Annotated in this window: 27 protein-coding genes; 9 read left to right on the forward strand and 18 right to left on the reverse strand. The window is 54.3% G+C overall.

Going from position 1 to position 25,194, the window contains the following annotated elements:
- Nucleotides 1–163 precede the first annotated feature (163 nt).
- Nucleotides 164–661: a 2-C-methyl-D-erythritol 2,4-cyclodiphosphate synthase gene (gene ispF, locus BMW46_RS01235; RefSeq protein ID WP_074703855.1), complete on the forward strand. Its 498-nt coding sequence runs from the start codon at nt 164–166 to the stop codon at nt 659–661.
- 69 nt (nt 662–730) lie between these two features.
- Nucleotides 731–1,123 carry an RNA 2',3'-cyclic phosphodiesterase gene (thpR, locus tag BMW46_RS01240; protein WP_256376909.1) on the forward strand — a complete coding sequence of 131 codons (393 nt, stop codon included), beginning with the start codon at nt 731–733 and terminating at the stop codon, nt 1,121–1,123.
- 175 nt (nt 1,124–1,298) lie between these two features.
- Here the strand turns inward: thpR and BMW46_RS01245 are convergent, their stop codons facing one another.
- Nucleotides 1,299–1,739, reverse strand: coding sequence for a host attachment protein (locus BMW46_RS01245; RefSeq protein ID WP_074703856.1), 441 nt, complete (start codon nt 1,737–1,739; stop codon nt 1,299–1,301).
- A 138-nt stretch (nt 1,740–1,877) separates the two neighbouring features.
- Here BMW46_RS01245 and tsaB point away from each other — a divergent pair, with 138 nt between their 5' ends.
- The 6 genes from tsaB to BMW46_RS01275 all read left to right on the forward strand — a co-directional run bounded on the left by tsaB (nt 1,878) and on the right by BMW46_RS01275 (nt 6,462).
- Complete coding sequence (gene tsaB / locus BMW46_RS01250; protein WP_074703857.1) at nt 1,878–2,549, forward strand: tRNA (adenosine(37)-N6)-threonylcarbamoyltransferase complex dimerization subunit type 1 TsaB; 672 nt, start codon at nt 1,878–1,880, stop codon at nt 2,547–2,549.
- Nucleotides 2,546–3,007, forward strand: a complete 462-nt coding sequence (gene rimI, locus BMW46_RS01255) for a ribosomal protein S18-alanine N-acetyltransferase (RefSeq protein ID WP_074703858.1) — start codon at nt 2,546–2,548, stop codon at nt 3,005–3,007. The genes tsaB and rimI overlap by 4 nt, the downstream gene beginning before the upstream one ends.
- Nucleotides 3,004–3,816, forward strand: coding sequence for a uracil-DNA glycosylase (locus tag BMW46_RS01260; RefSeq protein ID WP_218141736.1), 813 nt, complete (start codon nt 3,004–3,006; stop codon nt 3,814–3,816). Before rimI ends, BMW46_RS01260 begins: the two co-directional genes overlap by 4 nt.
- A gap of 340 nt (nt 3,817–4,156) precedes the next feature.
- Nucleotides 4,157–4,750, forward strand: a complete 594-nt coding sequence (locus tag BMW46_RS01265; protein WP_074703859.1) for a LemA family protein — start codon at nt 4,157–4,159, stop codon at nt 4,748–4,750.
- Nucleotides 4,751–5,037: 287 nt separating this feature from the next.
- On the forward strand, nt 5,038–5,961 hold the full coding sequence (locus BMW46_RS01270) for a TPM domain-containing protein (protein WP_256376910.1): 924 nt from the start codon (nt 5,038–5,040) through the stop codon (nt 5,959–5,961).
- Nucleotides 5,962–6,462: a TPM domain-containing protein gene (locus tag BMW46_RS01275; protein WP_074703860.1), complete on the forward strand. Its 501-nt coding sequence runs from the start codon at nt 5,962–5,964 to the stop codon at nt 6,460–6,462. It abuts the gene before it with no gap.
- Between the two features lie 88 nt (nt 6,463–6,550).
- Here BMW46_RS01275 and BMW46_RS01280 read toward each other — a convergent pair whose 3' ends face one another.
- From BMW46_RS01280 to lplT, 4 genes are all read right to left on the reverse strand, one after another.
- Nucleotides 6,551–6,751, reverse strand: a complete 201-nt coding sequence (locus BMW46_RS01280; RefSeq protein ID WP_074703861.1) for a PEP-CTERM sorting domain-containing protein — start codon at nt 6,749–6,751, stop codon at nt 6,551–6,553.
- 45 nt (nt 6,752–6,796) lie between these two features.
- Nucleotides 6,797–7,006: an HAF repeat-containing protein gene (locus tag BMW46_RS01285; protein ID WP_074703862.1), complete on the reverse strand. Its 210-nt coding sequence runs from the start codon at nt 7,004–7,006 to the stop codon at nt 6,797–6,799.
- Between the two features lie 23 nt (nt 7,007–7,029).
- Nucleotides 7,030–7,230, reverse strand: a complete 201-nt coding sequence (locus BMW46_RS01290; RefSeq protein WP_143049062.1) for a hypothetical protein — start codon at nt 7,228–7,230, stop codon at nt 7,030–7,032.
- Nucleotides 7,231–7,392: 162 nt separating this feature from the next.
- Nucleotides 7,393–8,667 (reverse strand): lysophospholipid transporter LplT, encoded by a 1,275-nt coding sequence (gene lplT / locus BMW46_RS01295; RefSeq protein WP_074703864.1) that lies wholly within the window; start codon nt 8,665–8,667, stop codon nt 7,393–7,395.
- Nucleotides 8,668–8,872: 205 nt separating this feature from the next.
- Here lplT and alr point away from each other — a divergent pair, with 205 nt between their 5' ends.
- Nucleotides 8,873–9,946, forward strand: coding sequence for an alanine racemase (gene alr / locus BMW46_RS01300; protein ID WP_074703865.1), 1,074 nt, complete (start codon nt 8,873–8,875; stop codon nt 9,944–9,946).
- Nucleotides 9,947–10,058: 112 nt separating this feature from the next.
- Here alr and BMW46_RS01305 read toward each other — a convergent pair whose 3' ends face one another.
- The 13 genes from BMW46_RS01305 to BMW46_RS01360 all read right to left on the reverse strand — a co-directional run bounded on the left by BMW46_RS01305 (nt 10,059) and on the right by BMW46_RS01360 (nt 25,099).
- Entirely contained in the window at nt 10,059–10,856 is a 798-nt protein-coding gene (locus BMW46_RS01305) for a peptidylprolyl isomerase (RefSeq protein WP_074703866.1), read from the reverse strand.
- Between the two features lie 12 nt (nt 10,857–10,868).
- Nucleotides 10,869–11,144, reverse strand: coding sequence for a BolA family protein (locus tag BMW46_RS01310; protein WP_074703867.1), 276 nt, complete (start codon nt 11,142–11,144; stop codon nt 10,869–10,871).
- Nucleotides 11,145–11,160: 16 nt separating this feature from the next.
- Nucleotides 11,161–11,463 carry a YciI family protein gene (locus BMW46_RS01315; RefSeq protein ID WP_074704511.1) on the reverse strand — a complete coding sequence of 101 codons (303 nt, stop codon included), beginning with the start codon at nt 11,461–11,463 and terminating at the stop codon, nt 11,161–11,163.
- On the reverse strand, nt 11,463–12,008 hold the full coding sequence (locus BMW46_RS01320) for a septation protein A (RefSeq protein WP_074703868.1): 546 nt from the start codon (nt 12,006–12,008) through the stop codon (nt 11,463–11,465). Before BMW46_RS01320 ends, BMW46_RS01315 begins: the two co-directional genes overlap by 1 nt.
- Before the next feature lie 173 nt (nt 12,009–12,181).
- Nucleotides 12,182–12,592, reverse strand: a complete 411-nt coding sequence (msrB, locus tag BMW46_RS01325) for a peptide-methionine (R)-S-oxide reductase MsrB (protein ID WP_074703869.1) — start codon at nt 12,590–12,592, stop codon at nt 12,182–12,184.
- A 51-nt stretch (nt 12,593–12,643) separates the two neighbouring features.
- Nucleotides 12,644–13,858 carry a DUF2863 family protein gene (locus tag BMW46_RS01330; RefSeq protein WP_074703870.1) on the reverse strand — a complete coding sequence of 405 codons (1,215 nt, stop codon included), beginning with the start codon at nt 13,856–13,858 and terminating at the stop codon, nt 12,644–12,646.
- 1,239 nt (nt 13,859–15,097) lie between these two features.
- A complete protein-coding gene (locus BMW46_RS01335) occupies nt 15,098–16,051 on the reverse strand; it encodes a cyanobactin maturation protease PatG family protein (RefSeq protein ID WP_074703871.1) in 954 nt (317 codons plus the stop codon).
- 166 nt (nt 16,052–16,217) lie between these two features.
- Nucleotides 16,218–16,430: a hypothetical protein gene (locus BMW46_RS15280; RefSeq protein WP_177171006.1), complete on the reverse strand. Its 213-nt coding sequence runs from the start codon at nt 16,428–16,430 to the stop codon at nt 16,218–16,220.
- Nucleotides 16,427–17,368 carry a S8 family peptidase gene (locus BMW46_RS01340; RefSeq protein WP_074703872.1) on the reverse strand — a complete coding sequence of 314 codons (942 nt, stop codon included), beginning with the start codon at nt 17,366–17,368 and terminating at the stop codon, nt 16,427–16,429. Before BMW46_RS01340 ends, BMW46_RS15280 begins: the two co-directional genes overlap by 4 nt.
- A 710-nt stretch (nt 17,369–18,078) precedes the next feature.
- Nucleotides 18,079–21,309: an efflux RND transporter permease subunit gene (locus tag BMW46_RS01345; protein ID WP_074703873.1), complete on the reverse strand. Its 3,231-nt coding sequence runs from the start codon at nt 21,307–21,309 to the stop codon at nt 18,079–18,081.
- Between the two features lie 68 nt (nt 21,310–21,377).
- Nucleotides 21,378–22,907, reverse strand: a complete 1,530-nt coding sequence (locus BMW46_RS01350; protein ID WP_074703874.1) for an efflux RND transporter periplasmic adaptor subunit — start codon at nt 22,905–22,907, stop codon at nt 21,378–21,380.
- A 2-nt stretch (nt 22,908–22,909) separates the two neighbouring features.
- A complete protein-coding gene (locus tag BMW46_RS01355) occupies nt 22,910–24,325 on the reverse strand; it encodes a TolC family protein (RefSeq protein WP_074703875.1) in 1,416 nt (471 codons plus the stop codon).
- Between the two features lie 405 nt (nt 24,326–24,730).
- The gene (locus BMW46_RS01360; protein WP_074703876.1) at nt 24,731–25,099 is read right to left on the reverse strand and encodes a hypothetical protein; all 369 of its coding nucleotides are present in this window, start codon (nt 25,097–25,099) and stop codon (nt 24,731–24,733) included.
- Nucleotides 25,100–25,194: the final 95 nt, after the last annotated feature.

Consider the following 25,194-nt stretch of genomic DNA (forward strand, 5'->3'; position numbering starts at 1 on the left):
GTAATGAGGGTTGGCGGCTTATTAGCAGCTGAAAGCAGTAGTAGATCCAGGCGTCGGATGAACAAGATGTCGGGCAAAGCCCGAGAGTCGCGCAAAGCATCGATTACTAGCACGGATACTGTTTTCTCATGTTTTCTCGCTAATTAAACAAGAAGAGGTGATAGTGGGCGGGTTCAGAATCGGGCAGGGTTTTGATGTACACCAGTTGGTCGAGGGTCGCAAGCTTGTTATCGGCGGAGTGACTATTCCCTACGAGAAAGGTTTGCTGGGGCATTCCGATGCGGATGTGCTGCTGCATGCAATATGCGACGCGGTACTGGGAGCTGCGGCACTCGGTGACATCGGCCGGCATTTTTCTGACACTGATCCGCGTTACAGGAATATTGACAGCCGCGTGCTACTGCAGAATGTGGGTAACCTCCTCGCGGAGCGCGGCTATAGGGTGGTGAATGTCGATGCCACTATCATTGCGCAGGCACCCAGGATGGCTTCCCATATCCCCTCAATGATCGCAAATATCGCACAGGACCTGTGCATGCAGCCCGGAGATGTCAACGTCAAGGCCAAGACGGCTGAACGTCTTGGCCCGGTGGGGCGGGGTGAGGGAATAGAGGCGGAAGCGGTATGCCTGATTACCCGCATGAATCAAACGACTGACTGAGGATGGAAACGGAGCGGAAAGCAGTCGGCGAAGGGGCGGTAGATGACTGGGGGATGAGCGGAAACCCGGATGGCTGAAGAGACGAGGCAAAAAGCAGTACGCCTGTTTTTTGCGATATGGCCCGACAAGGAAACCCGCATGCAGCTGGGACGGCTGACCGGGCGATTGGCATCGGTTTGCGAGGGACGGAAAACAAAAGCGGAGAACATTCACCTTACATTGGTTTTTGTAGGGGAGGTGAATGCAAGCCAGGTAGATGCGCTGTGTCGGGCGGCGGATGAAATTGAAGGTCATGGCGTGAAAGCATTCGACCTTGTTATCGAAAGAATCTGCGTGTGGAAACGCAAGAATATCGTTTATGCGGAAATCAACGAGATTCCCCAGTCGCTCATCGATCTGGTCGAAGCTTTGCAGAGCAGACTTTCATTGGCAGGGTTTTCATTGGAGGAGCGGCCTTATTAGCCCCATATCACGCTCATGAGGAATGCATCCTGTAAAACGCTGCCTGAGCGAGCGGAACAAATGGTGTGGCGGGCGCGGGAGTGGGTACTGGTTAAATCGGACCAGACCAGCGACGGTCCGGTTTATACGCCGATCGGTCGCTGGTTCCTGAAAGGATGATCAACTCTTTAAATCGTCAAAGATAAATGCAGCTCTCCAGTTGCTTTACCAGGTTTCTTTCATTGGCCCTGGTGTAATCCTTTTCAAAAGTATCGCTTACGAGGTTGCGCACCTGGCTTCCCAGATTGCTGTTGATGAGACCGATGAATGGGGCCGATACAACCAGGATCAGGCGTTGATAGCTGTTGGTTTTGCGCCCATTCTCCAGTTCCCGTGCTAGCTGGGAGGCGAAAGTCCATGCCTCATGCTGTTTTGGATCGGTGGCGGGTATGTAGGAGCCACGCCCATTCCCGTTACTTCTGTTATGTCCCGGACGATCGGTAACCAGGTCCACCCGTTTTTCCCTGCTGGCGTCATGCCGGAATTCCCTGAGCTTCTGTAATCCTTTTCTCGGTCCGTAGTTTGCATAAAGATATGCTGCGCTTGCATTTGCAACCAGAATCCACGTGATGCTCATGACTCCTCCGTGCGATTAGTGATAAAGTTAAACGAACTGGAGTGTTGCTCAACAATAGACAATGATTTTTCTGCCGAAGTTTCCATACGGCAGTTGTCATTGTACTGACATTATCCTCGATATTTATTCGACTTTGCCTTGAAAATTCTTGCTTTCGATACATCCAGCGAATACTGTTCCATTGCAATGTTGCTGGAGCGTGACATCCTCGGTGAGGAGGTTCTTGCGGGCCAGCGCCACTCCGAGCTGGTTTTGCCGATGGTGAGTCGAATGCTGGATGAAGCCGGGCTGACGCTGGCGCAACTGGATGGCATCGCTTTCGGCTCGGGTCCCGGATCCTTCACCGGGTTGCGTATCGCATGCGGAATAGCGCAGGGACTGGCTTTTGGGGCGGGACTGCCAGTGCTCGGAATAAGTACATTGGAAGCATTGGCACATCAAGCCGGCGGAACACAGGTCGTTGCAGCGCTGGATGCGCGCATGCATGAGATCTATCATGCCGCGTACAGGAAAGTGCTGGACGAATGGCAAGTCGTGAGCGAACCTACACTCTGTTTGCCGCAAAATGCGCCTTCCGTGCCGGAGCAGGGCTGGACAGGTTGCGGCAGCGGGTTCGATATGTATTCCGAAGTGTTGCGCACACGTTACGAAGGCTACCTCAATCACATCATCAGCGGCGTTCGCCCGGACGCGCGTGCAATGGCGCAACTGGCCGCTCCCAGACTCGCGAGGGGACAGGGTGGCGATCCGGCGGATGCCGCTCCGCTCTATATTCGAAACAAGGTGGCCTTGAAGGAAAAGGAGCGATGAGTGCCCAACTGCAGGAATCGCCCCGAATAAGGCGAATGGTCCCGTCAGACCTCGACGCGGTGGTGACGATTGAAAGGGAAGTTTTTCTTTTCCCATGGACCCGGGGCAATTTCAGCGATTCGCTCGACGCAGGCTATCATTGCCTGGTATTGGAGCAGGATGGATATATCTTTGGATATGGCGTAATGACAATCGGGGCAGAAGAAGCCCATTTGCTGACGCTCAGTATTGCGCCGGAATCGCAAGGGAAGGGCTGGGGTGAAAAATTGCTGCGCCACTTCATCGAGATTGCAAGGGAGCAGCTGGCACTCACCATGTTTCTGGATGTGCGCGTATCCAACCATGCTGCTGCCCGCCTGTATGAACGGCTTGGATTCAGGCAGATCGGGAAACGCAAGGATTATTATCCCGCGATGGGCGGGCGCGAAGACTCGTTGGTAATGGAACTGGTGTTGTGATCAGCAACGATAGAAAACGGGTCAGACGCGGCAAGATACTCAAAGAGTTGGAGTTGACGCCGGTATGGCGCGTCAGGGAGCGTACCGAAGACGAAAGCCCCTCCAGGGTGCTGGAATCGGATCAGGTGATGGTAGCCCCGGTTGTTGCGCATCCCGAATTCGAAGAACAGGTAGAACAGGTTTGCGTGCCTTCTGCTGACACGACGGAGGACGTAGCAGAGAAGCGCCGGGCGATGATTCTGCGGATGGAATGGGATCAGCTTAAAGAGAGTGTGGAAGGCTGTGTGGCCTGCCGGCTATGCAACTCGCGTACGCGCACCGTGTTTGGCGTGGGTGACCTGGAGGCGGATTGGCTTTACGTGGGCGAAGGACCGGGCGCGCAGGAGGATGCCCTTGGTGAACCCTTCGTCGGGCAGGCAGGCAAGCTGCTGGATAACATGCTGATGGCCATTGGTTTGAAGCGAGGCCGCGATGTTTTTATAGCCAACATCGTAAAATGCCGCCCGCCTGGCAATCGCGAGCCTTCCGATGATGAAGCGCAATGTTGCGAACCGTACCTCGCACGGCAAATCGAGCTGATCAAGCCGAGGCTGATTGTCGCGCTCGGAAAAACCGCTGCCAGGAATCTGCTCAATACTGATGCAAGCATAGGCAGCCTTCGGGGCAAACTCCATCAGCACGAAGGTATTCCGGTTATCGTCACCTATCACCCGGCTTATCTGTTACGCACGCTGGTTGCCAAAGCGAAGGCATGGGAGGATCTGTGCTTCGCCCAAAGCACCATGCAGGCCTTGAAGGCTCCTGAATAAATCGCAGGTTTTGGAATAGGAGGTTGGAGTGAATGCAAATCATGGATTACATCCTCGACTCTTCATCCACGAATGGTAAAGTGATGAATTCTTGCGCGCAGCTATCAAGACATCGTCATGCCTGCGAAAGCAGGTATTTATTTTTTATGAAATAGGATTATAAATCATATGGTTACGTTCGAGAAAATGACTTTTGGCCGAGAATGATAAGGTTTCCAGGCACTTGACCTCATTCAGCCAGCCTCTCTTGAAATCCGCTCGCTCGTCCTTATTTCTATCCTTGTCCAGCAGTTCACCTATACTTATTCATATATCGGCAATTTTTCCCGGGAAGATTTTCATGAACAACCTGCTGCGTTCTCTGATATTGCTTCTGGCAATGAGTTTGAGTGGCTGTGGATACAATACCTTGCAGTCTACGGATGAGCAGATCAAGGCAAGCTGGGGTGAAGTGCTGAACCAGTATCAACGCCGTGCTGATCTCATCCCCAATCTGGTAAACGTTGTAAAAGGTTTTGCTGCCCAGGAGAAAGAGGTATTGCTGGGTGTAACCAATGCACGCTCCAGGGTGGGCAGCATCCAGGCCACGCCGGAGCTTTTCAATGACCCGGAGGCATTTGCGAAGTTTCAAAGTGCCCAGGGGGAACTGTCGAGCGCTCTGTCACGTTTGCTGGTCGTAGTGGAGAAGTATCCGGAACTGAAATCAAATGCCAACTTCCGGGAATTGCAGGCGCAACTGGAAGGCACGGAGAATCGTATTGCCGTGGCCCGCAACCGTTACATCAAGGCGGTTCAGGAATACAACATCGTAGTACGTTCCTTCCCCACCAATCTTACCGCGATGCTATTTGGCTACAAGGTGAAGCCCAGCCTCACGGTTGATGACGAGAAAGCGATTTCAACCGCACCCAAGGTGGAATTCGGCAAGCCCTAACCGGTAGAGACGTTTGCTGACCCGGGAATTTGAAATTGGCTTCAATTTTCATTTGCATGTATTTTGATTAGCATTTATCAGATTGAATTCTTCCTTCCATTCGTTCTGAATCCCTGGCGCTTGTTCGCTTCTTCGACAAGCTCAGGGCGAACGGAGCTTGGGGCCGGCCGGTCGAAAGGGTGAAGGGGATCAGGGTAAGTTTGTCAGGAATGAACGAGGAAAAATAAGGGAGCGCAAGGATCATATCCTTCTGGGGTTATCCCAGACAGTCCAACAGGAAATGTGAAATGACAAAGGGCTTACATATGATTCATGCCGGGGGAAAGATCCTCGTATTCATTGCTTTGCTTGTTTCTGCCTCCCTGTCGATGGCGGATGCCCCGATTCCGCCCCTCAAAGCGCGCGTTACCGATCTCACCGGGACACTTTCTGCAAACGAAGCTACCCAACTGGAGCAGAAGCTCACCGCATTTGAAGCCAGGAAAGGCAGTCAGATCGCGGTACTGATCGTCTCCACCACCCAGCCTGAAACCATCGAGCAGTACTCAATTCGGGTAGTGGACGCCTGGAAGCTGGGACGCAAGGGTATTGATGACGGCGTTCTGCTGTTGGTTGCAAAGCAGGATAGAACCGTGCGTGTGGAAGTGGGATATGGTCTGGAGGGGGTGCTTCCGGACGCCGTGGCGAAGCGCATAACCCACGAGATCATCGTGCCGGAATTCAGACAGGGACGATTTGCGGCAGGCATAAATGCCGGTATCGACCGAATAATAGGGGTACTCGAAGGAGAGCCCTTACCGCCACCTCCCGCTCGTTCCGCACGTGGCGGCGATTCTTCCGCTGCCGCCGATATCCTGGTGAATAATATTATTTTTGTCTTTATCCTGCTCTTCATTGCCGCCAAGGTATTTCAGTCCATTTTCGGCCGCTTTCTCGGAGCGACCCTGTTGAGCACAGCGGCAGCCATTATCGTCTGGCTGGTATTCGCTTCGATATTCCTGGCCTTGATCGCTGCTGCCTTTGCGTTTTTCATCAGCCTGTTCGGTCACGCCGGCAGTGGAATTTACAGAGGAGGGCGCGGCTGGCCGGGTGGCTTTGGTGGTTATGGAGGATGGGGTGGCAGGGGCGGTCCCGGCGGCTTCGGGGGTGGCGGGGGTTTCGGCGGAGGCGGGGGCGGCTTCGGTGGCGGCGGCGCCTCAGGGAGATGGTAGATGGATTTCACGCGAGTACTGCGGCATCTTTTTACGGGGCCCCTGGCGGTACGCAAGGCATTTCCCGCTACGGCCCTTACCGCTATCGAATATGCGATCGCACAGTCGGAATTCAGTCATCGGGGAGAAATCCGCTTTGCAGTGGAGGCAGCACTGGATATGCGGCCTCTGGTGAGAGCAACATCGGCACGCGAGCGGGCTGTCGAAGTATTTTCGCAGCTGCGCGTGTGGGATACCGAGCATAACAATGGCGTCCTGATTTACCTGCTTCTGGCCGATCACAATGTCGAGATCGTCGCTGACCGGGGCATTGACGCGAAAGTCGGTCATGAAAAATGGGAAACCATCTGCCGCGAAATGGAAACCCATTTCAGGCAGGGGCAGTTTGAATCAGGGGTCATTGAGGGAATCCGGGCTATCGGCGATCATTTAAAAGAGCATTTTCCGTCCGAACGGGGAGGCGGACAAAATGAACTGCCCGATCAGCCGGTTATCCTGTAATCACTGCTTACCCAAATGAGATGCGGTGAATCTTCTATCGGAGCCACAAGGGTATCTACTCCTATTGTGGCTTTGAATCGGGCTATGCTCAGGAAATCTTGCGACGACGCGAAATAACGGTCATCAGCCCAAGGCCAGCCAGAAACATCACATAGGTTTCCGGTTCGGGAATGGGGGTTAGCAGGAAGGCATGGTTTTCACCTATTAGGCCAATCCGCGCCTCCCCAATAATCCACCCATTGTCGTTGATATCGTATGCTCGCTCCAGTACCCAGCCTGCATTTACCATGCTCGCATCGAGAAAACTGTTGAGGTCGGTTGCTATTCCATCATTTCACAGCGTGGCATGGACCTCGGCTGCGGTACTGGCCCATCCGACCACCAAGCCAGCATCGTTGATTGCGTGAGCTTCGCTTCGACTCCCACCTAGAGTACCAAGGTCAGTTGCCATGCCGTCATCCCAAATGATGGCGTGGAAGGTGCTGTCGCCAGAGACATAAGAATATCCCACCACCTGGGCTGCATTGTTGATGTCGTTGGCCACGCTGCTACGTCCACCCAGGGTGCCTAAATCGGTTGCCGTGGTACCATTCCAGACAGTGGCGTGGTGTAATTGCCAGGAAGATAGGAATACCCGACAACCTGACCAGCATTGTTTATGGCGCTGCCAAAACTTTGGCGGCCCAGGTCAGTAAAGATATAAGGTCGGGCGTTGGCCTGACTTGCACCAGCCAGCAGCGTGCCCGCGGTGACCAAAGCAAGACTCACTAATTTGGCATCCATTTGGTCTACGTTGATAGCGGTAAAAAATTACAATCAGAAAAGGCTCGAACCATATTTTGTGCCACCTGCTCCAGCCATTCCTGGCGTTCAGAGCAGCGTTACACTTATTTGTTATAGCTCATTCTGGAGCATTTTTTTCCTGATGTGCTAATGTCCTTTATGGGCACCAATGAGATGAAGCGAATCTTCAATACTCTGATTGCGCAGATGCCATTGACGTATCACCGCCATGATCACGGCTACGAACAGGCCGAACAGAATAATCACCGTATACACGTGTACGTCAAAGCTCACCAGTAATGCATACAGTCCCAGCATGGTGAGAATACTCAGATTCTCGTTGAAATTCTGTACAGCAATAGAGTGACCGGCGCCCATCAGGATGTGGCCGCGGTGTTGCAGCAGTGCATTCATTGGCACGACAAAAAATCCGGCAAACCCGCCAATCAGCATGAGAAGCGGAATCGCAATCCACAACTCGCGGGCAAAAATCATTGCCATTACCACAATGCCCATGGCAATGCCCAGAGGGATCACCTTCACTGATTGCCGGAGTGACACTATTCGTGCTGCAATGACTGCCCCTATGGCAATGCCGACGGCGACTACGCCCTGGAGTTGCGCGGCCTTGCTCAAGGGATAACCGAGGGCGGCATCTGCCCATTTCAGCACGATGAATTGCAGTGTTGCCCCCGCCCCCCAGAAAAGGGTCGTCACTGCCAGTGAAATCTGTCCCAGCTTGTCTGCCCACAGCAGCCTCATGCAATGGCTGAACTCATGCACGAGAAACATTGGATTTTTCCTGAGAATGCGATGATCAACCCCTGTGTTGGGGATGTAAAGATTGAAGATGGCAGCAGCAGTATAAAATATGGCGATGAGCAGTATGCTTGCCTCCGGTACAGTGTCCACGCCGGTATCGATCAGGGGGAAATCGAACGACAGCAGGGCGGCGGAGATGGCTGGCGAGATCAGCAAGCCTCCCAGCACGGTGCCCAGTATGATGGAGGCCACAGTCAAGCCTTCGATCCAGCCATTGGCGATGACGAGTTTTTCGGGTGGCAGCAGCTCAGTCAGTATCCCGTATTTTGCGGGGGAATAGGCAGCTGCACCAAGCCCGACTACCGCGTAGGCAGCGAGTGCGAAGTACTGGTGCGTTGCCAGGAAAAGCAGGCTGCAGCCCAAAATCTTGATTGCATTGCTGATGAACATGACGCGGCCCTTGGCCATGGAATCCGCGAAGGCTCCGACGAAAGGCGCGAGGATCACGTAAAAGAGAACAAACACAAACTTGAGCATCGGGGTGAGATAAGCGGGCGCGTGCAGCTCCACCAAAAGGGCAATGGCAACGACCAATAGCGCATTGTCGGCCAGCGAAGAAAAAAACTGGGCCGCCATAATGGTATAAAATCCGCGTTTCAAGCGTTTTCTCCTAGAACTTGACCTTCTTTTTTAACGATGAGGCGTGGCATTATACAACGGTCGTCGGCACCTCTCCTGATGGAAAATTTCAAGCCTTTGAGGCTGCCCACAAAACGACTTGATCCGGAGCATTCATAACTCTCGGTTCCCGCAAAATTCCTTCAAAGAAAATCTTCCGAAAAACTTCCGGATATCCTGAATTACCATGTCGCGTCCCATTCAGGCGTTGATTGATCCCGCCGCGCTCGAGCACAACCTGTCTATCGTTCGCCGCCACGCGCCGCGTTCACGCGTGATGGCCGTCATCAAGGCGGATGCATATGGTCACGGATTGCTGCGTGCTGCCGAGGCCCTGGCGGAGGCAGAGGGATTTGCCCTGCTCGAACTGGATGCTGCCGTGCGCTTAAGAGAGGCGGGCTATCGCCAGACGATCCTGTTGCTAGAAGGTTTTTTCGACGTGGACGAACTGCGCTGGATCGAGCAATACCATTTAAGTACCGTGGTGCATCACCCCGAGCAACTTGCCATGCTGGAGGCGGTTCGACATCGTGCAACGCTGGATGTATTTCTGAAGCTCAATAGCGGCATGAACCGGCTCGGATTTACGGCCAAGGAATTTCCCGCTGCGCTGGAGCGCCTCAAGGCGAATCCGGCGGTGCGGCAGATAACCCTCATGACTCATTTTGCATGTGCCGATGAACCGGACAGAAACGACAGCATTGCAGCGCAACTGCAATGTTTCAACCTGGCAGCGGGAGGGAGATATATGCCCCGTTCGCTCGCGAATTCTGCTGCCATTCTTCGTTTTCCCGAAGCACATGCTGACTGGGTGCGTCCCGGCATCATGCTTTATGGTTCCTCGCCGCTTGCTCACACAACCGCAGAGCAATTGGGTTTGCAACCCGCCATGACTGTATCGAGCAGGATTATCTCCGTGCAAACGCTCAGGCCAAGCGACGGAGTGGGTTACGGGCATGCTTTTCGGGCTGACCGACCGATGCGAGTGGGCATTGTTGCAGGCGGCTATGCTGACGGCTATCCTCGCCATGCCCCTACCGGTGCCCCGGTGCTTGTAAAGGGAAGACGAACGCGGGTCGTGGGACGCATCTCCATGGACATGCTGCATGTGGACCTGAGCGAGATGGAAGATGCAGGCGTAGGCAGTCCGGTAACGCTGTGGGGGAGGGGCATGCCGGTTGATGAGGTCGCGCGGGCCGCTGGCACACTGAGTTACGAACTGTTGTGCGCGATCGCGCCGAGAATGCAAAGGGTAACGTAAGCTTCTTCTCTTTCACTGCAGAACAAAAAAGGCAGCCCTCGCTGCCTTTTTTGTCTCGGAATTGCGCTTCCGAGTAGAGGGAATAAGGAAATAAAGCTTGCGGGAAGAAAGCTTACTCGACTTTCGCTTTCGAGCGGAGATCGTTGACCGAGGCCGCGAATTGACGTTGCAACACACGCTGGGCCAGGTTTTGTTTTATTTCCTCGAACGGGGGAATTTTCAGGGGTCGCACATCATCCAGGCGGATCACGTGCCAGCCGAAAGGGGTTCTTACCGGCTGGTCGGTGAGCTGGCCCTTGTGCAGCTTGGTCAAGGCCTCGGCAAAAGGTTGAACATAGCTTGCGGCCGGACTCCAATCCAGTTCGCCACCCTTGCTCTTGCTGCCCGTGTCCAGGGATTTTTCCCCGGCAAGTTTGTCAAACTTTGTGCCTTTTTTTAACTTGGCGATAATATCTTTGGCTTCCTCTTCTGTAGCCACCAGAATATGGTGCGCCTTGTATTCCTTATCTCCCATCTGCGTTTTTACCGTTTCGTATTCCTTATGCAGCTCTTCGTCGCTTACCGGATGGTTCTTTATGTAATCGATCTGGTATGCCCTGACCATCGCTGTCTGGCGCGCCATGTCGAGTTGGGTGACAAAGTCCGGATCCCTGTCCAGCCCCTTCTTCTTCGCTTCCTGGGCGATTACCTCTTCAGTGATGAGATCCTCGCGCAAAGCTTTCCTCGCCTCCGGCGTATCCGGCTGGCCCTGGCCAGCACGCGCCTTCATTATGAATTCGAGGCGCGATTGGGGAATCGGCGTACCATTCACTTTTGCCATGGTTGAGCCGGTTTGGGCCTGAACGGCCGTCGTGGCGATCAGTCCGGAGATACCCAGTGCCGCAAGTCGAGTAAATTTCATAAAATGCATGAAGGTTCCTTCTCAGTGGATCGAATCAAATTCCTCGGGAGTATACGCTTTTACACTTAAGGCGTGAATATTCTTGTGCATCATCTCGCGCAGGGTATCGTAAACCAGCCGATGCCGCGCCAGCGCCGACTTACTGATGAATTGATGTGAGACGATGGTAAGTAAATAGTGACCACCTCCTGCTTTGGCGCCTTCATGTCCCGCATGGCGCGCGCTTTCGTCCGCAATCCGGATTACCACAGGCTCCAGAGCAGCGAGTTTTTGCTTCATCAGTTCTATAGTGTTCATCCGGCCTCTGGTCAGGTTATGCCGGTAAAACCTTTTTGAACGGCTTCACCGTCACTTTTGCATAGACGCCCGAAGTGGCGTAGGGATCCGCTTCCGCCCAGGCCTGGGCTGCTTCGAATGACTCGAATTCGGCTACGATCAGACTTCCTGAAAATCCCGCCGGTCCGGGATCGGGACTGTCAATTGCGGGATATGGACCGGCTAAAACAAGGCGGCCGTCTTCCTGCAACGCTTTGATGCGTTCCAGGTGAGCAGGACGTGCCGCCATTCTTTTGTCAAGGCTGTCAGGCACATCCTCGCCACTTATAGCATATAGCATCATGCCTCTTTATCCTCGTCGGTTACCATGTATTTCCCCAGCATCAATCCCTGTAATACGACAAAAACCAGCATCAAGCCCATAAAGCCGAACAGCTTGAAGTTAACCCAGGTTTCAGTAGAGTAATTGAAGGCGACATAGAGGTTGGCGGCGCCCATAAACGCAAAAAAAGCTGCCCAGCTCGCGTTCACCCGGGCCCAAACCGATTCCGGCAGGGTGAGCTGTTCTTTCATCATCGTCCGGATAAAATTTTTCTTGAAAACTGCCTGCGCTATCAACAGCGCGGCCGCAAACAGCCAGTAGAGCACCGAGGGCTTCCATTTGATGAATGTTTCATCCTGCAGAATAAGTGTTGCGCTGCCGAAGACGACTATGAGAACCAGGCTGACCCACAGCATGGTGTCGACTTTGCCATGGCGGAACCATACCCAGCCGATCTGCACAAAAGTGGCGCCAATCGCTACAGCAGTGGCGGCATAGATGCCATAAATCTTGAAAGTTATGAAAAACAGGATTACTGGAAAGAGATCAAAGAGAAATTTCATCTGCGCAGTATATTGCCAGTTGCTAGAGTTTAGAGTTGATGGGCTAATCATTGCATCTACCCCCGAAAAATCTGATGAATTTTCCATGGAGTTTGAGCGGCACAGCTATTTGGGAGTGCAAGGCGCAATTGGCAAAGCGCATTGCGTCCCATTTAACTTCCCTTGCTGCCCGTTTATTCAGTCTTCGAAGAATCTCGATCGAGCTTGAGGGAAGCGGAATTGATGCAGTAGCGCAGCCCGGTCGGAGCAGGACCGTCCTCGAATACGTGACCGAGGTGCGCGTCGCAGCGGGCGCACAACACTTCTACCCGCCGCATGAAATGGCTGTTATCTTCCTGATTGACGACATTTTCCGACCGGGTAGGCTGCCAGAAAGAAGGCCATCCCGTACCGGAATCGAATTTGGTATCCGAGTCAAACAAGGCGGCGCCGCAGCAAGCGCAACGATACACCCCCTGATCGTGGCAGTTCCAGTATTCCCCTGTGAATGCCCCTTCCGTCCCTTTTTCGCGGCATACACGATACTGCTGCGGGGTCAGCTGGTTTTTCCACTCCTGGTCGGATTTAACAAGCTTGCCGCTCATGATTCCCCTTCCGGAAAAAATTGATGCTCCTGAATAAGATGATGAACATTCTCAATGCAGGTGTATGGGCGCTACTTCACCTTCTTCCGGGAATTCTGCATGCACGATTTCACCATTCGCGTTGGGAAACAGGGGTCCCCCGCATTCTTCGCAGTACTCCAGAAGAAAATGCTCTTGCAGCAGGATGGTTTGTGTCACTCCGCATTCCCGCAGCGCTGCCTCGATCTGAGCGACGCTATCCGTATTTTCATCCTCATCCCCTACCAGTCCCCAGATGATGCCGTAGAGCACGTTTTCCCGATCCTTGAGGGTGAAACCAATGCGGTATTCCTCCAGCCACTGATCATAGAAAGGTGCGATCACTGCACGCAATCTGTCTGGGGAAATGCCCAGAGTGGTTTCCAGAAAATCAACCGTGGCACGTACCGAATAGGGACGGGCCAGGCGGTCCGCCGCGCGCCATGCTGAAAAAAAGCCATCCGGCATCAGCAGTTCAAACGCACAGCCCTGGAATAGCGGCAGCAGCACCGCAGTACCGTGAGTCTGCCATGCGTGCAGTATCTGCTCTTTGGAGAACTGGAGAGCGGAAACGTTGCTGCCCTTGTGTTCGCCCGTGTTGCCTTGCTGCCAGCGGAACATGGGTTTTCCCTGAGGTACCGCGATCCCGCCGAGGAGATAACGGGTATCAGAAAGAAATCGCCCCGTTTCAGCAAGCTGCCGTGGGTTCATATGCAAATCGCGTTGTCCTGTCACTGCTGTCGACCAGAGTTTGCGAGCCAGTTCATGTGTAAGATGATAGCCTCTTGGCAATTGATCGGGGCTGAAAAGACAATCCGCAAGCGCAAGCTGGGCATCGTCCGCCAACACCTGTACCTGCAACTGACCCCGGAGTTCGGAAAGCACGGATTCTGCTAGTGGTCCCGAGGGAATCGAAAAACGTGACCAGGTGAGCATCGGTACAGCAAACATTAAAACGTCGTAAGTGTGATCCCCTCGCGTGAATATGCTGCATTCTATCGCGGCTTCGATGGCATACATGAATTCACTGTAGCCTCCAGGATCAGTGTCATAAAGCTGATCCAACGCAGATTCGAGATTCTGATCGTCCCCCGTACGCAGTTGGGCATGTATTTTTGCCGCAAGGCGATTCTCCCAGAAGGCGTCTTCTACGCGGCTGCCAGAGGCGGCAAGTCCCGCAGCCAGGCGAACAAGCTCCTGAACCACGCGCGCAGACTTGGTGCGATGAGGGACGCGAAGTTTTTTCATCAAATTGGCGTCCTGGATGGTTAAAGGATTATTTTAACCTAATTCCTGAATTCCCTGATATTTTGAAGCACTTAGGATGAAAACATTTCATCCGTTATGGCACGGTGGGGAAGAAATCCTCTCGGCTCAAGCGGATCGGATGGTCGGCAGGCAGCAAGGCATGGCGTAAAGCGACTGCGAAGCATAGCCGGAGGCAGGCGGGTTCCTGCTATGTCCTATGTCTTCTGCAATCAACTCCGCCCAATTCAAAATTGAAAAACCAGCAAGCCTCGCTCAAACCCCGCCTGGTTTTCAGTTTTTTCATCCCCCCTGATAAGTGTCGTATCGACTCCTGCATCGCCGGATATAACAGGGCGCGCCCACGCCGGGCGGCGGACAGCAGAATTGCTGGCCCCGTACGCATCGACTGCAACGAAAAAAACTTCGAGAGACAGAAGTTGCCCCCTGCTGTGGGGTTATTGCCTGTCGGCTTGTGCTTCCAATCGGGCTTGTAATCGAATGGTATTGCACGGTAGTCCGGGGGAGCGCATCCCCCGCAGTAAATCCTGGCATACTCATTTCCTGCCTCCGGGATTCAACAGGTTCTAATAGGGTGACAGGCGAGTACAGCAGCATTCCCTCCCCGTCAGGGAATCGCCTCCTGTGCCCTTCTGCACCCTTTTCGGCCACCTCCGCACGGCTGCGGAGGTGATCACTCATCACATCAGTTCTGATAGCTTCCTCAAAACCTTTCACGGACAGGTCCCCATGGAAGGAAGGGGCACAAGGTCGCGTCACAGCTACAAGCTCCGGATGCAGGATTGCAATCGCAAAACAGCGTACATCCGGGCCCGAGATCTATCGTTCGCATCATTTGCGGAATCACCGCAGTGTTATTCACGGAGCCCTGCTTACTCTTGAAATAATTCCCGGTTGTTTTGTAAACCGATGACTCCGCGGTAAATCCTGGTATGTTCATGATGTATCTCCTTTTCAATGAGTGCAGCGATACTTCCCTAAAGCTCGCCCAATACCGCATGAATTGCCCGTATGGCGCCATGTTCCGATCTACAGATACAGATGTCGGTTGCAGCATCACAGTCGCATGTCCACTCCTGCAGCTTTATACGTTGAGGGATAACTGATCCCTCTGCCCGATGCATTGGCCCGGGCAACCGCCGAGCGATAGTATTTGTGCGACGAAGCGAGGCTTCAGCAGTAAATCCTGGCATATTCATTTTCACACCTCCTTCTTTAAAATCAACGTTCATAGTACGGAGAGATCTTGGTGACGAGGAAAGGAAACTCCTCAGTCACATCCACGCGCACGAAGTATTTCTCGGTAAAATCGGTATTGCGGTTGGTATAGGAGAAAATGACCTCGACGATGTTGCGCCCGCTGCTCAAGGCCGAGGGACGCACCTCCACGCCCGTCAGGGAATGATCTTCCGCGAACTCTTCCGCCGCCTTGGCATAAATGGCGGGATAGCGCATGGCAAGGTAGTTCAACGCCCGATGTTCATCCGTGGCGCCTGCGTTATCGGTCATGTGCATGATCCGGTCAAACAACTCCTCGGCAGCGGAGCCAAATCGCTCCTTGGCCATTTTCTCCGGTTTCGGGATTGCCCTGATCAATTCATCTCGTCCAAAGGAGTAGATCTGGTCGAATACCACTACCGGCACCATCAGCCCGTTACACATCTCCGGCGGAGCAATGGGACCGCGCATTCCGATGACCACATCGATATCCTGGGGAGCAGGTGCAGGCCGGATGGCATCGATCAACATATCGACGTCGGCAGGATCACGGGGAACCAGAAGGTAGGTTTCTAGTCCCTGTACCGTCAGCACCCAGCACAGTTGCCGCACCAGATACCGGTTCTGCCGCTGGGACAGGACTTCATGGAAGGCCTGCTGATCGGTTTTGCCAGCGGTTTCCGCACGCCCGGTCGCCTGCGCAAATTCTTTTTCCACACTCAGATTAGGAAAACGCGCTTCCACTCGTCCTATGGCATAAACAAAGCCATTCATGCCGCCATTCGCATTCATGCCTTCTGTGCCGCCCGGACTTTGACTCATGCGAGTTCCGTTACAACCGCAGCCTCCTCCCATCTGGGGAGAGATCATTGCGTTCGAGGCCGAATCAGGCCTTGCCTGGATCGGTTGGCCTGTTGTGCTTTCGACTGGCTCCGCCATCATAGTTTGTTCGCTCATATTGCTTCTCCCTTAACTTGATAGTGCCAACAGCGTTAAAAAGCTGAAAATCTTCTCTAAAATGACCTTCTACTTCTCTTGCCATACTTTTACTTCCGGCCGCGGGGTGTAAAAGCGAGCCAGCGGTTGAGCGCAGCTGCCCGCCGTTCGCAGCCTCCGCAGGGTTTCATTCGAAATAAGTGGCGGCGTGCTTGATCGCATCACCGAGCCCGATCTCCTCATCGGTAATGAAACCGGGCAGGCGCACGCGGTGAGCGGCTTGCTTGCTTGTATCTGCAACGCTTTCACGTTTAACCGGGTTTTTATCGCTTCCGTCATTTGCATTCCTTTCGCTTGCGTTCCCGCGACCCGGATTTACGTTGATATCATTTCCAGTCACGCTGTTTGCCTCCTTGTATTTACTGTGGACAGTATTTGCCAGGCCGACTCGGCATCCAGCAGGGGTGGAACCACCGAACCCCGACGTGGGAGATGGAGCTGCATGCGGTCGCCTCCGGTTTGCCTCGTGGTTGCTTGCCGAAAGTTTTGAGGTTGGGACATGAGGGCGAGCTTGATCTGGGCTGCCGTGGCGTCAGGAAACTGCGACCACAACAGCGCAATGGCGCCGGTGACAAAAGGCACAGCGACACTTGTACCGCCCATAGTGAGGATTTGTCCCTCAGCGCCGAGGCCGGTGATGTTGTCGCCCGGCGCGCTCAAGCCGCGTGTTCCAATCGTGCTGCCGAGATTGGACTCGTTGATCGGATAGCCGCGCAAATCGCAAGCCACAACCGGAATAACCCACGGATGGCGAGTAATGACGGAACTGCCCAGTATGCCCTGATTGCCTGCTGCAGCAGTAATCAATACACCCCGGCTGAGTGCCCGATTGAATGCTTCATCCAGCAGCTTCTCTTCCCTCGTCGAGGGCTGTGCCAGGGCCAGACTCAGGTTGATAACGCGCGCTCCCGCATTGATGCAGTCAAAGATTGCCCCTGCCAGCTCCTGTGGAGTGGCACTAGGCATGTGCTCGCGTCCGGAGGTGCTTTCGCTGAAAATCGGGCGAATAAGGAGCGTACAATCGGGACAAATGGCAGGCGCGGGCGAAGTGCGCCTGGCCGCGAGGATACCGGCGATGAAGGTTCCGTGCAGGCAGGCATTGCTATTGTTCCTGGTACAGCTCGCCCCGTTATTTCCGGATATCTCCTGAAGACGTCCGTTTGTCAGATCTGCATGACTGATGGCGACAGGTCCGTCGATGAGCCCGATCCTGATATCGGAACTGCCGTGGGTACGCTCCATCAATCTGGTGAGCTTGACGAGTTCGGTAGGTTGCAACACTTTCTCCTGAATCTAAAGTTATAACCTTCCATGCAGCCCGAAGCAGCTTGAGCCAGGAAAGTACTCACCAACCCTCGCCTTTTTTATGTTTAGCACACCCCATCCCGCAAGCAAGCTCAACCAAATCCTTGAACGGGCAGGTTTAGCGGGAATAAAAACCGGGGAAATTTTTATCCGGAAGTGGAAGTGGAAGCGGGAAGGAGACTGTCACCCTAAAAACAGCAGCAGCAAAAGGCCCGACAGGTGACAGGAGCTGGATGTTCACGCACCGTTGCAATTTGACCCATACCAAAATGGGGAAGGGAAATTGATAAGGAGGAAGAAAGGAGCGGGTGTAGAGCCGGTGATGCTCGCTATTAACCCGGATATTTCACCGGATCACGGGATAATGACGAGGTGTTTTGGAGTAGATTTGTATATCCCGCTCCAAACCAATAGCCGAGTCTATCGGCGCGACGCGGGAGGGCAAAGATGCCGTAAAACACCTGCCAGCGCCCGTGAAGGGTGATGAGACAAACTGGGCTCACTTGGTTGATCAAATACTCATGTTCATGCGGCTTTCTACAATTCTCAGGCCGGTTTGGTGAAATATCCGGGTCGATGTTCACTCACATGATTGATCCGTTTGAAATCACGAACGTGTGGTAGGTCATTTTTAGGAATGGAGCCGCGACAGTTGGACCAAAAATAGGGAAACCGACGTTATTTCAACTTGTCCCGGCGGGATAGAGCGCGTCTCTTCCATGGACGAGATGGTACAGCACCGGTAGTACCAGCAGTGTCAGCGCCGTGGATGAGAGAATTCCTCCAATGACCACCGTTGCCAGTGGCCGCTGCACTTCTGCCCCTATACTTGTAGCCAGGGCCATGGGAACAAACCCGAGGGCAGCCACCAGGGCTGTCATCAATACCGGCCGCAATCTCGCGAGTGCTCCTTCCTTGATGGCATCTTCCAGCGACCGGCCTTGCGCACGCAAATCCCGTATGAACGACAGCATCACGAGGCCGTTCAGCACGGCGACACCAGACAGAGCAATGAACCCGACCGCAGCGGAAATGGACAAGGGGATGTCCCGCAACCACAATGCCACTAAACCGCCACTGAGGGCAAAGGGAACACCGGTGAACATCAACAGCCCGTCCCGAAAATTACCGAACATGGTGTAAAGCAGCATCAGGATCAGCCCAAGCGCCAGGGGAATTGCTATTTGTAACCGCTTCGCCGCGGAAACCAGTTGCTCGAACTGCCCACCCCAGGTAAGCCAGTATCCGGAAGGAATTGGCACTTGCTTCACCACCAATGCTTCCGCTTCTTCGACAAAGGAACCAAGATCCCTCCCTCGTACATTTGCCGTAACGACAGCCCGGCGCTTGCCGTTTTCCCGGCTCACCTGGTTGGGTCCCTGGAGAACTTCGACAGTGGCAACTTCGCCGAGGGTAACGTAGGTGGTCATGCCGACAGGTGCCTGGCTTTGCGGGCCTCCGGTTGATGCCTGGCTTTGGGGGCTCCCGGTGGCTGTCTGGCTTTGCGGATTTCCGGTTGACGGTCCCTGCAGGGGAATACCGATGGGCAATCGCCTGAGTGCGTCAGGATCGGCGCGCAACTGTTCCGGGAGCCGCACCTGCAACTCGAAGCGGCGGTCGCCCTCGAAAATGGTCCCGGCGTTTTTTCCACCAATGGCAACCGCTACTGCATCCTGTATATCCGCAACATTCAATCCATAACGGGCAAGCTTTACACGGTCAGGCTGAACGGTCAGCACCGGCAGGCCGGTAAGTTGCTCGATTTTTACATCCGCCGCGCCCGGAACAGTCTCGAGCAGATGCTCGATCTGGTCTGCCACCCGGAATAGGGTGTCCATGTCATCACCGAATACCTTTACCGCGACGTCCGCTCGCACACCGGACAGCAACTCATTGAATCGCATTTGGATGGGCTGGGTAAATTCATAATTGTTGCCCGGTACCTGGCCTACTGCCTGCTCCAGTGCAACAATAAGATCTGCCTTCGTGGAATATTGTTTCCGCCATTGTGACTGGGGTTTCAGTATGACGAAGATGTCCGCCACGTTCGGCGGCATGGGGTCGGTTGCAATCTCGGCAGTTCCGATCTTGGTGAAAACACGCTCCACCTCGGGAAATGCCTTGATCGTCTCCTCCACTTCATGCTGCATCTCGATCGCCGTGGTCAGGCTGGTACCGGGAATGCGGATCGCGTGCAGCGCGATATCTCCCTCATTGAGGCTGGGTACGAACTCTGTACCCATTTTTGTGGTCAGCAGGCCGCTCAATGCAACAATCACAACGGAGGTCGTGACGGTGAGGCCCTGGTTTCTCATTACGGCGTTGAGAACCGGCAGATAGGCTTTCTTTGCCCACGCAACCACCGCATTTTCCTTTTCTCTCACCTTTCCAGTCAGGAAGAGTGCAATCGCCGCCGGGATAAACGTTATGGAAAGAATCATCGCCCCTAGCAGGGCGGTTAATACCGTATAGGCCATTGGGTGGAACATTTTCCCTTCCACTCCTGAAAGGGTGAAGACGGGAAGATAAACCACCATGATGATGAGCTCGCCATAAATGAGCACACGCCGCGCTTCCCTGGTCGCGTCGAATACCACCGCGAGACGCTCGTTCAATGAGAGTTCCCGCCCCAGCCGCCCCTGCTCATGAGCCAGCCGGCGCATGCTGTTTTCCACGATGACGATGGCGCCGTCCACGATGAGGCCGAAATCGAGTGCCCCCAGGCTCATCAGATTGGCGCTGACGCCATTGGCGACCATTCCGGTAAAAGTGAACAGCATCGAGAGGGGAATCACGAGCGAAGTGATGACGGCCGCACGCAGATTGCCAAGGAAAAGGAACAGCACGACGATGACCAGTATCGCGCCTTCAAACAGGTTGGTGGCAACCGTCCTGATCGTCTTGTCCACGAGCGTCGTCCGATCATAGACAGCAATCGCTTCGACACCTCTCGGTAGATTCCGGTTGATTTCGGCAAGTTTTTTTGCGACCGCCTGGGAAACGACACGACTGTTTTCCCCGATCAGCATGTGGGCGGTGCCGATCACAGTCTCTTGCCCATTCTGGGTCGCGGCACCCGTGCGCAATTCCCGTCCTATCAGCACATCGGCCACGTCCTTGATGCGTATGGGTATCCCCAAGCGGGACCCAAGGGTAATATTGCCGATCTCTTCCAGGTTTGCCACCTGTCCCGGCACTCGCACCAGGTACTGTTCGCCGCTTTTCTCGATATATCCGGCGCCGACATTGAGATTATTGAGGCGCAGTGCGACGATGACGTCATTCAGTGTCAATCCGAAAGAGATCAGCTTTTGGGGGTAGGGCGCGACATGGAATTGCTTGACGAAACCTCCGACAGCGTTTATTTCCGTGACACCCGGTACCATGCGCAGCTGCGGCCGGATGATCCAATCCTGGATTTCCCGCAGGTCGGTGATGCTGTATGGCGACCCGTCAGGCTTTCGCGCATCCTTTTTTGCATTGACAGACCACATGAAAATCTCGCCCAGGCCGGTCGAGATCGGTCCCATGGTCGTTTCCACATCAATCGGTAAACGCTCTTTGGCTTCCTGCAGCCTCTGGTCGATCAACTGGCGAGCGAGGTAGATATCCGTGCCGTCCTCAAAAATAACCGTAACCTGCGAGAGGCCGTAGCGGGAAAGCGAGCGGGTGTACGCGAGATTGGGGAGTCCCGCCATGATCATCTCGATCGGGAACGTGACGCGTTGTTCAACCTCGATCGGGGTATACCCGGTTGCCCGTGTATTGATCTGTACCTGCACGTTGGTTATGTCGGGCACGGCGTCGATTGGGAGCTTCTGGTAACTATGGATTCCCACGGCGCCCATCGTCAGCACGGCCATCAGAACCAGGACGCGCCGCTGAATGGAGAGTTCGAGGATGCGCTCAATCATGATGCCGGTGAAACTGATCTATTTGATCAAGAGGGATGGAGCCCTTACTTGACCTGCCTGACCCGGATCTAGTGCTCATGGGTAGCCCCCGATTTACCCAGCTCGGCTTTGATCGCAAAGCTGTTGCCTGCCGCGTATTGCTCTCCTGCCTCCAAGCCCCGGAGAACCTCGATCGTCTTGCCGTCGCTACGTCCCAGTTCCAGCGGCCGCGCTTCGAAATATTCACCATAACGCCCGAATACTACAGTCGAGTCATGAAGTGTCTGGAGCGCATCGGCAGATACGGCAACCGGTACGGGAATTTCTGCGGCCACCATTTCGGCAGTTACAAACATCCCGGGGCGCCATTTTCCCTCCCTGTTTTGCAGGGCGAGCCGCGCCGTGGCGGTACGGGTCTGGCCGCCGATCAGAGTAGTGATGTAGATAACAACGCCTTCTCCCTCCAGATTCGACGCCGTTGCCCTGACGGTTGCTTTTTGCCCGACCTTGACTACATCCAGATCTTTTGGATAAATCGTGATGCCGGCCCATACTGTCGAAACATCGGCAATAACAAAAATATGTTCATCTTCCTTCAGCGTCTGGCCGAGGGCGACAGTCTTGTCAATGATGAGCCCGGATATCGGCGCACGGACTTCATAGCTGGCCAGATTGCCGGAAGAAGCCGGCGCTTCCGGCTGCACTCCAAGCGACTGCAGCTTGACTGCAGCCAGGTCCAATGCAATCTCGGCCTCATTCAGCAGTTCCTGGGCCACGAGGTAGTCCTGCTTGGCAGAGATTTTTTCTTCCCACAGCTGCCGTTCGCGCTCATAGGTCGTTTGTGCCAGACCGAGCCGCTTCTTGGCTACCCGGTACTGGCTACGCAGTTCAGCCAGCATCTGGCTCTCTATCACCACAAGAATCTCTCCTTTCTGCACCTGCTGGCCGTGATGACGCTTCACCGCGGTGACTATTCCCGGGAGGCGGGGTACCACCTGCACGATGGTATGCTCATTGAAGATGATCTCCCCAGGCAGCTTGAGCAGGGGTTTGATGATTGCCGGGCCGGCCGTGCGTATTTCGATGCCGGCGCCTTTCAGCATCTCGTCCGGCATTTCCACCCTGGCCTCGACCTGACTGTATTCCCAGTGGATTGTCTTGCCTTTCCATTGAGCAGTAATCACGGCATCAAACGAATGCGGTTCCTCTACTATCTGATCGCTCACCAGATAATCAGCCTCAGGCGTGAATTTGAATACCTGCACGGGTGCCCCAAGGCGTGACAATGTCATGATGACCTTGGCAGCGGCGGGTGGAAGGGGCTTGCTCTTTTCATATAGATAGAGCCTGAAGCGTGGCGGTACGTTGGCCTCAAAAATAGTCACCTCCAGGCCAAAGCCGTCTGTTCCACCTTCGGTAAAAAGCTTTCCGCCTTTGGGTCCCTCCCGATAGTTCGATGATGCCTTGCCTTCGACCGCCGGTGCTTCATGAGCGGGATGAGCTGCGGAATCTCCGGAGATGGATTGCGAAGTCTTGTCGGAGCTGAGTATCAACCCGCCGAGTGCAATTCCTACGGCGATTACGGAAAGGATCGGAATCAGTTTCTTCCTGTTATTCACTTCTACTCCTTATCATCCGTAAAATCGGAATAGGCCGGTTCATCGGTATCCTGCCTGGCAACACCATCGAGGGGGGCCGCAATCAAACGTTCGATTTCATTGACAAGGCGCTGGTAGTTGGCGAGCGCCCGCACATACAGAATCTGGTTCTGAAACAAGGTGCGCTGTGCGTCGAGCACTTCAAGAAAGCCGAATTTGCCGAACTCATAACCCTTGTTCGTCACATCGAAAGCACTTCGGGCCGCAGGCAATATCTCCCCGCGCAATATTGATATCTCGTTTTCGACTGCTGTCAACGATTCGTAGGCTTGTACCAGCTCTGCCTTGAGGCGCAGGTCTGTCGCGGCTTGCTCATCCTGTGCCTTATCCAGGCGTTGATAGGCTTCCCGCAGGTTTCCCTGGTTCCGGTCGAATAATTGCAGCGGCATGGAGATACCTACGATTGCAGTCGTTCCCCCTGATTCCCAATGCTTGATCATGCCGCCCGCAAGGGTGATATCGGGAATGCGACGGGATTGCTCCACTTCGAGCAACGCTTTGCGATGTTCAATGCCTTTTCTGGCGCGATCCGCTATGGGGTTCGATAAGACTCGCTCGGTCAATGTGGCTAAATCAGGCAGGACGACCATCGATTCCAGAGCTCCTAGCGCTTCCCCAAACTGAGGCGAATTGTCACCCCATAGCAGCGCAAGGCGTTTGCGCGCGGCGGCCAGTTCGCGTTGTGCCTGTCCCAGAGCAATTCGCGTCGTGGAAAATGCCACCCCCGCTTTAGTCTCTTCTATCGGCGGTACTTTTCCCGCCTGCACCCGGTGCCTGACAGTATCCACCACCTGCTGTGCCAGCCTCTGGCTCTCCTCGGCCAGCCGCAACTGCTCCTGCCCCGCCAGCACCTCTGTAAATACGTTCGCTACCCGTGCGACGAGTTCGAGCCGTTTGGTTTCGAAGTCCTTGCCCGCCAGTGCTTGCCCGAGCGACGCAGCATTTACCCGCGCTGCACGTTTTCCTCCCAGCTCGATCAATTGGCTGATGCGAATGATCAAATCCTGCTGCTCGACATTTTGCTTGATGGCTCTTTGTCCGTTTTCGTTCCCCATGTTTCCGGCATTGTCGACGTCCACCGACAACTGAGGGTTGCGCAACAATCCGGCCTGTAACGTAACACCCTCCAGGGCGCGCATCTCCTTATCGAAGGAGGCCAGTTCGGGGTTGTGTTGAAGTGTGAGCCGCACCGCATCCCGCAGGGTGAGATTGCTCTTGACTCCAGGACCAGCAGCATTGGGAAAGCGCGTGCCCTCAATCGCACGAATGCCCGTAAAAGAGCTGTCAGCACCTGCTGACGGCAAGCAAGTCATCGCAAGGACAAGCATGGCTCCCACACGCACACACTGCCTGATGATGAGCAACACATGAAAATTCATGGAGATTTCTCCGCGAGTAATCAAGGGAAACGCCTAACCTGTAGCTGATTACATAAATAGCGGTTTCGCCCTGGGTCCTTAGCCTCCTGTTCGCCCCCGAACCCTCTAACAGGCTCAGGACATCCTGGCCAAGATCGAAAGGTCGAATTTGTTCAGGACTCGCTTCAAGGGCCGAGCAGGGGCCAAACGGATGCAACGGATGCTCAAGACAGCCTTATCGGGGATCGACCGTTCTCGGGTTAAACAAGTACCGGAACAGGTATGCCCGAGGGTTCAGGGTGCAATATAGAAACCATTTACCCTGCGAAAAGCTGGCCAGATAAACCAGAAGGCGTCCGGCGTTAATTCAGGGCTAACAGGTTTCGAGTTTGGACCATGTCACGCTTGGCTACCCGGCGACTTGGCTTAAGAGATTCTGCGGGGGGGGTGAAGAGGTGAATCTGGGATGGATTCGGGAATAGTGACAATGACGAATCCTGTTATGACTTCCTCAGCAGTGGAAGCTGCCACCATGAGGGGTGCTGTCAGGAAAAAGGGCTGATATTGCCCGGCTGCGTGCAGGCACAGATGTGTCGCGGCATCCAGATGACCTTTGTCGTCACGCAGGGCATGCTGATGGGCTTCGAGGTGAGCCGTCGGATCCAGGGACAGAACGTGATGCGCATGATCAAGCTCATGCGCAAAGACTTCCCCATTAAATGCCCAGCTCAAGGCGTTTGTCATCATGCTGACGAACAGCATGAGCATGACGAAATGGATACGGTGCCTGGGCATGATTCTGTTCATGGCATAAGAAAAACGGGAAAAGGAATTCTATACCCTTGAAGCCGGTAGTGCCAATGTTTGTTCGTTTCGCGCACCTGGACCGA

It is taken from the genome of Nitrosospira multiformis (genome assembly GCF_900111585.1).
Taxonomy (GTDB): Bacteria; Pseudomonadota; Gammaproteobacteria; order Burkholderiales; family Nitrosomonadaceae; genus Nitrosospira; species Nitrosospira multiformis_B.

Excerpts from the sequence above, each read along its gene's own strand:
- BMW46_RS01330 (WP_074703870.1), bottom strand. The coding sequence starts at position 13,858 with ATGAAAAAACTTCGCGTCCCTCATCGCACCAAGTCTGCGCGCGTGGTT.
- BMW46_RS01245 (WP_074703856.1), bottom strand. The coding sequence starts at position 1,739 with ATGAGCATCACGTGGATTCTGGTTGCAAATGCAAGCGCAGCATATCTT.
- BMW46_RS01335 (WP_074703871.1), bottom strand. The coding sequence starts at position 16,051 with ATGAGCGAACAAACTATGATGGCGGAGCCAGTCGAAAGCACAACAGGC.
- BMW46_RS01360 (WP_074703876.1), bottom strand. The coding sequence starts at position 25,099 with ATGCCCAGGCACCGTATCCATTTCGTCATGCTCATGCTGTTCGTCAGC.
- thpR (WP_256376909.1), top strand. The coding sequence starts at position 731 with ATGGCTGAAGAGACGAGGCAAAAAGCAGTACGCCTGTTTTTTGCGATA.
- BMW46_RS01265 (WP_074703859.1), top strand. The coding sequence starts at position 4,157 with ATGAACAACCTGCTGCGTTCTCTGATATTGCTTCTGGCAATGAGTTTG.
- alr (WP_074703865.1), top strand. The coding sequence starts at position 8,873 with ATGTCGCGTCCCATTCAGGCGTTGATTGATCCCGCCGCGCTCGAGCAC.
- rimI (WP_074703858.1), top strand. The coding sequence starts at position 2,546 with ATGAGTGCCCAACTGCAGGAATCGCCCCGAATAAGGCGAATGGTCCCG.
- BMW46_RS01315 (WP_074704511.1), bottom strand. The coding sequence starts at position 11,463 with ATGCTATATGCTATAAGTGGCGAGGATGTGCCTGACAGCCTTGACAAA.
- BMW46_RS01270 (WP_256376910.1), top strand. The coding sequence starts at position 5,038 with ATGACAAAGGGCTTACATATGATTCATGCCGGGGGAAAGATCCTCGTA.
- BMW46_RS01275 (WP_074703860.1), top strand. The coding sequence starts at position 5,962 with ATGGATTTCACGCGAGTACTGCGGCATCTTTTTACGGGGCCCCTGGCG.
- BMW46_RS01345 (WP_074703873.1), bottom strand. The coding sequence starts at position 21,309 with ATGATTGAGCGCATCCTCGAACTCTCCATTCAGCGGCGCGTCCTGGTT.
- msrB (WP_074703869.1), bottom strand. The coding sequence starts at position 12,592 with ATGAGCGGCAAGCTTGTTAAATCCGACCAGGAGTGGAAAAACCAGCTG.
- BMW46_RS01355 (WP_074703875.1), bottom strand. The coding sequence starts at position 24,325 with ATGAATTTTCATGTGTTGCTCATCATCAGGCAGTGTGTGCGTGTGGGA.
- BMW46_RS01320 (WP_074703868.1), bottom strand. The coding sequence starts at position 12,008 with ATGAAATTTCTCTTTGATCTCTTTCCAGTAATCCTGTTTTTCATAACT.
- BMW46_RS01280 (WP_074703861.1), bottom strand. The coding sequence starts at position 6,751 with ATGGTAAATGCAGGCTGGGTACTGGAGCGAGCATACGATATCAACGAC.
- BMW46_RS01310 (WP_074703867.1), bottom strand. The coding sequence starts at position 11,144 with ATGAACACTATAGAACTGATGAAGCAAAAACTCGCTGCTCTGGAGCCT.
- BMW46_RS01305 (WP_074703866.1), bottom strand. The coding sequence starts at position 10,856 with ATGCATTTTATGAAATTTACTCGACTTGCGGCACTGGGTATCTCCGGA.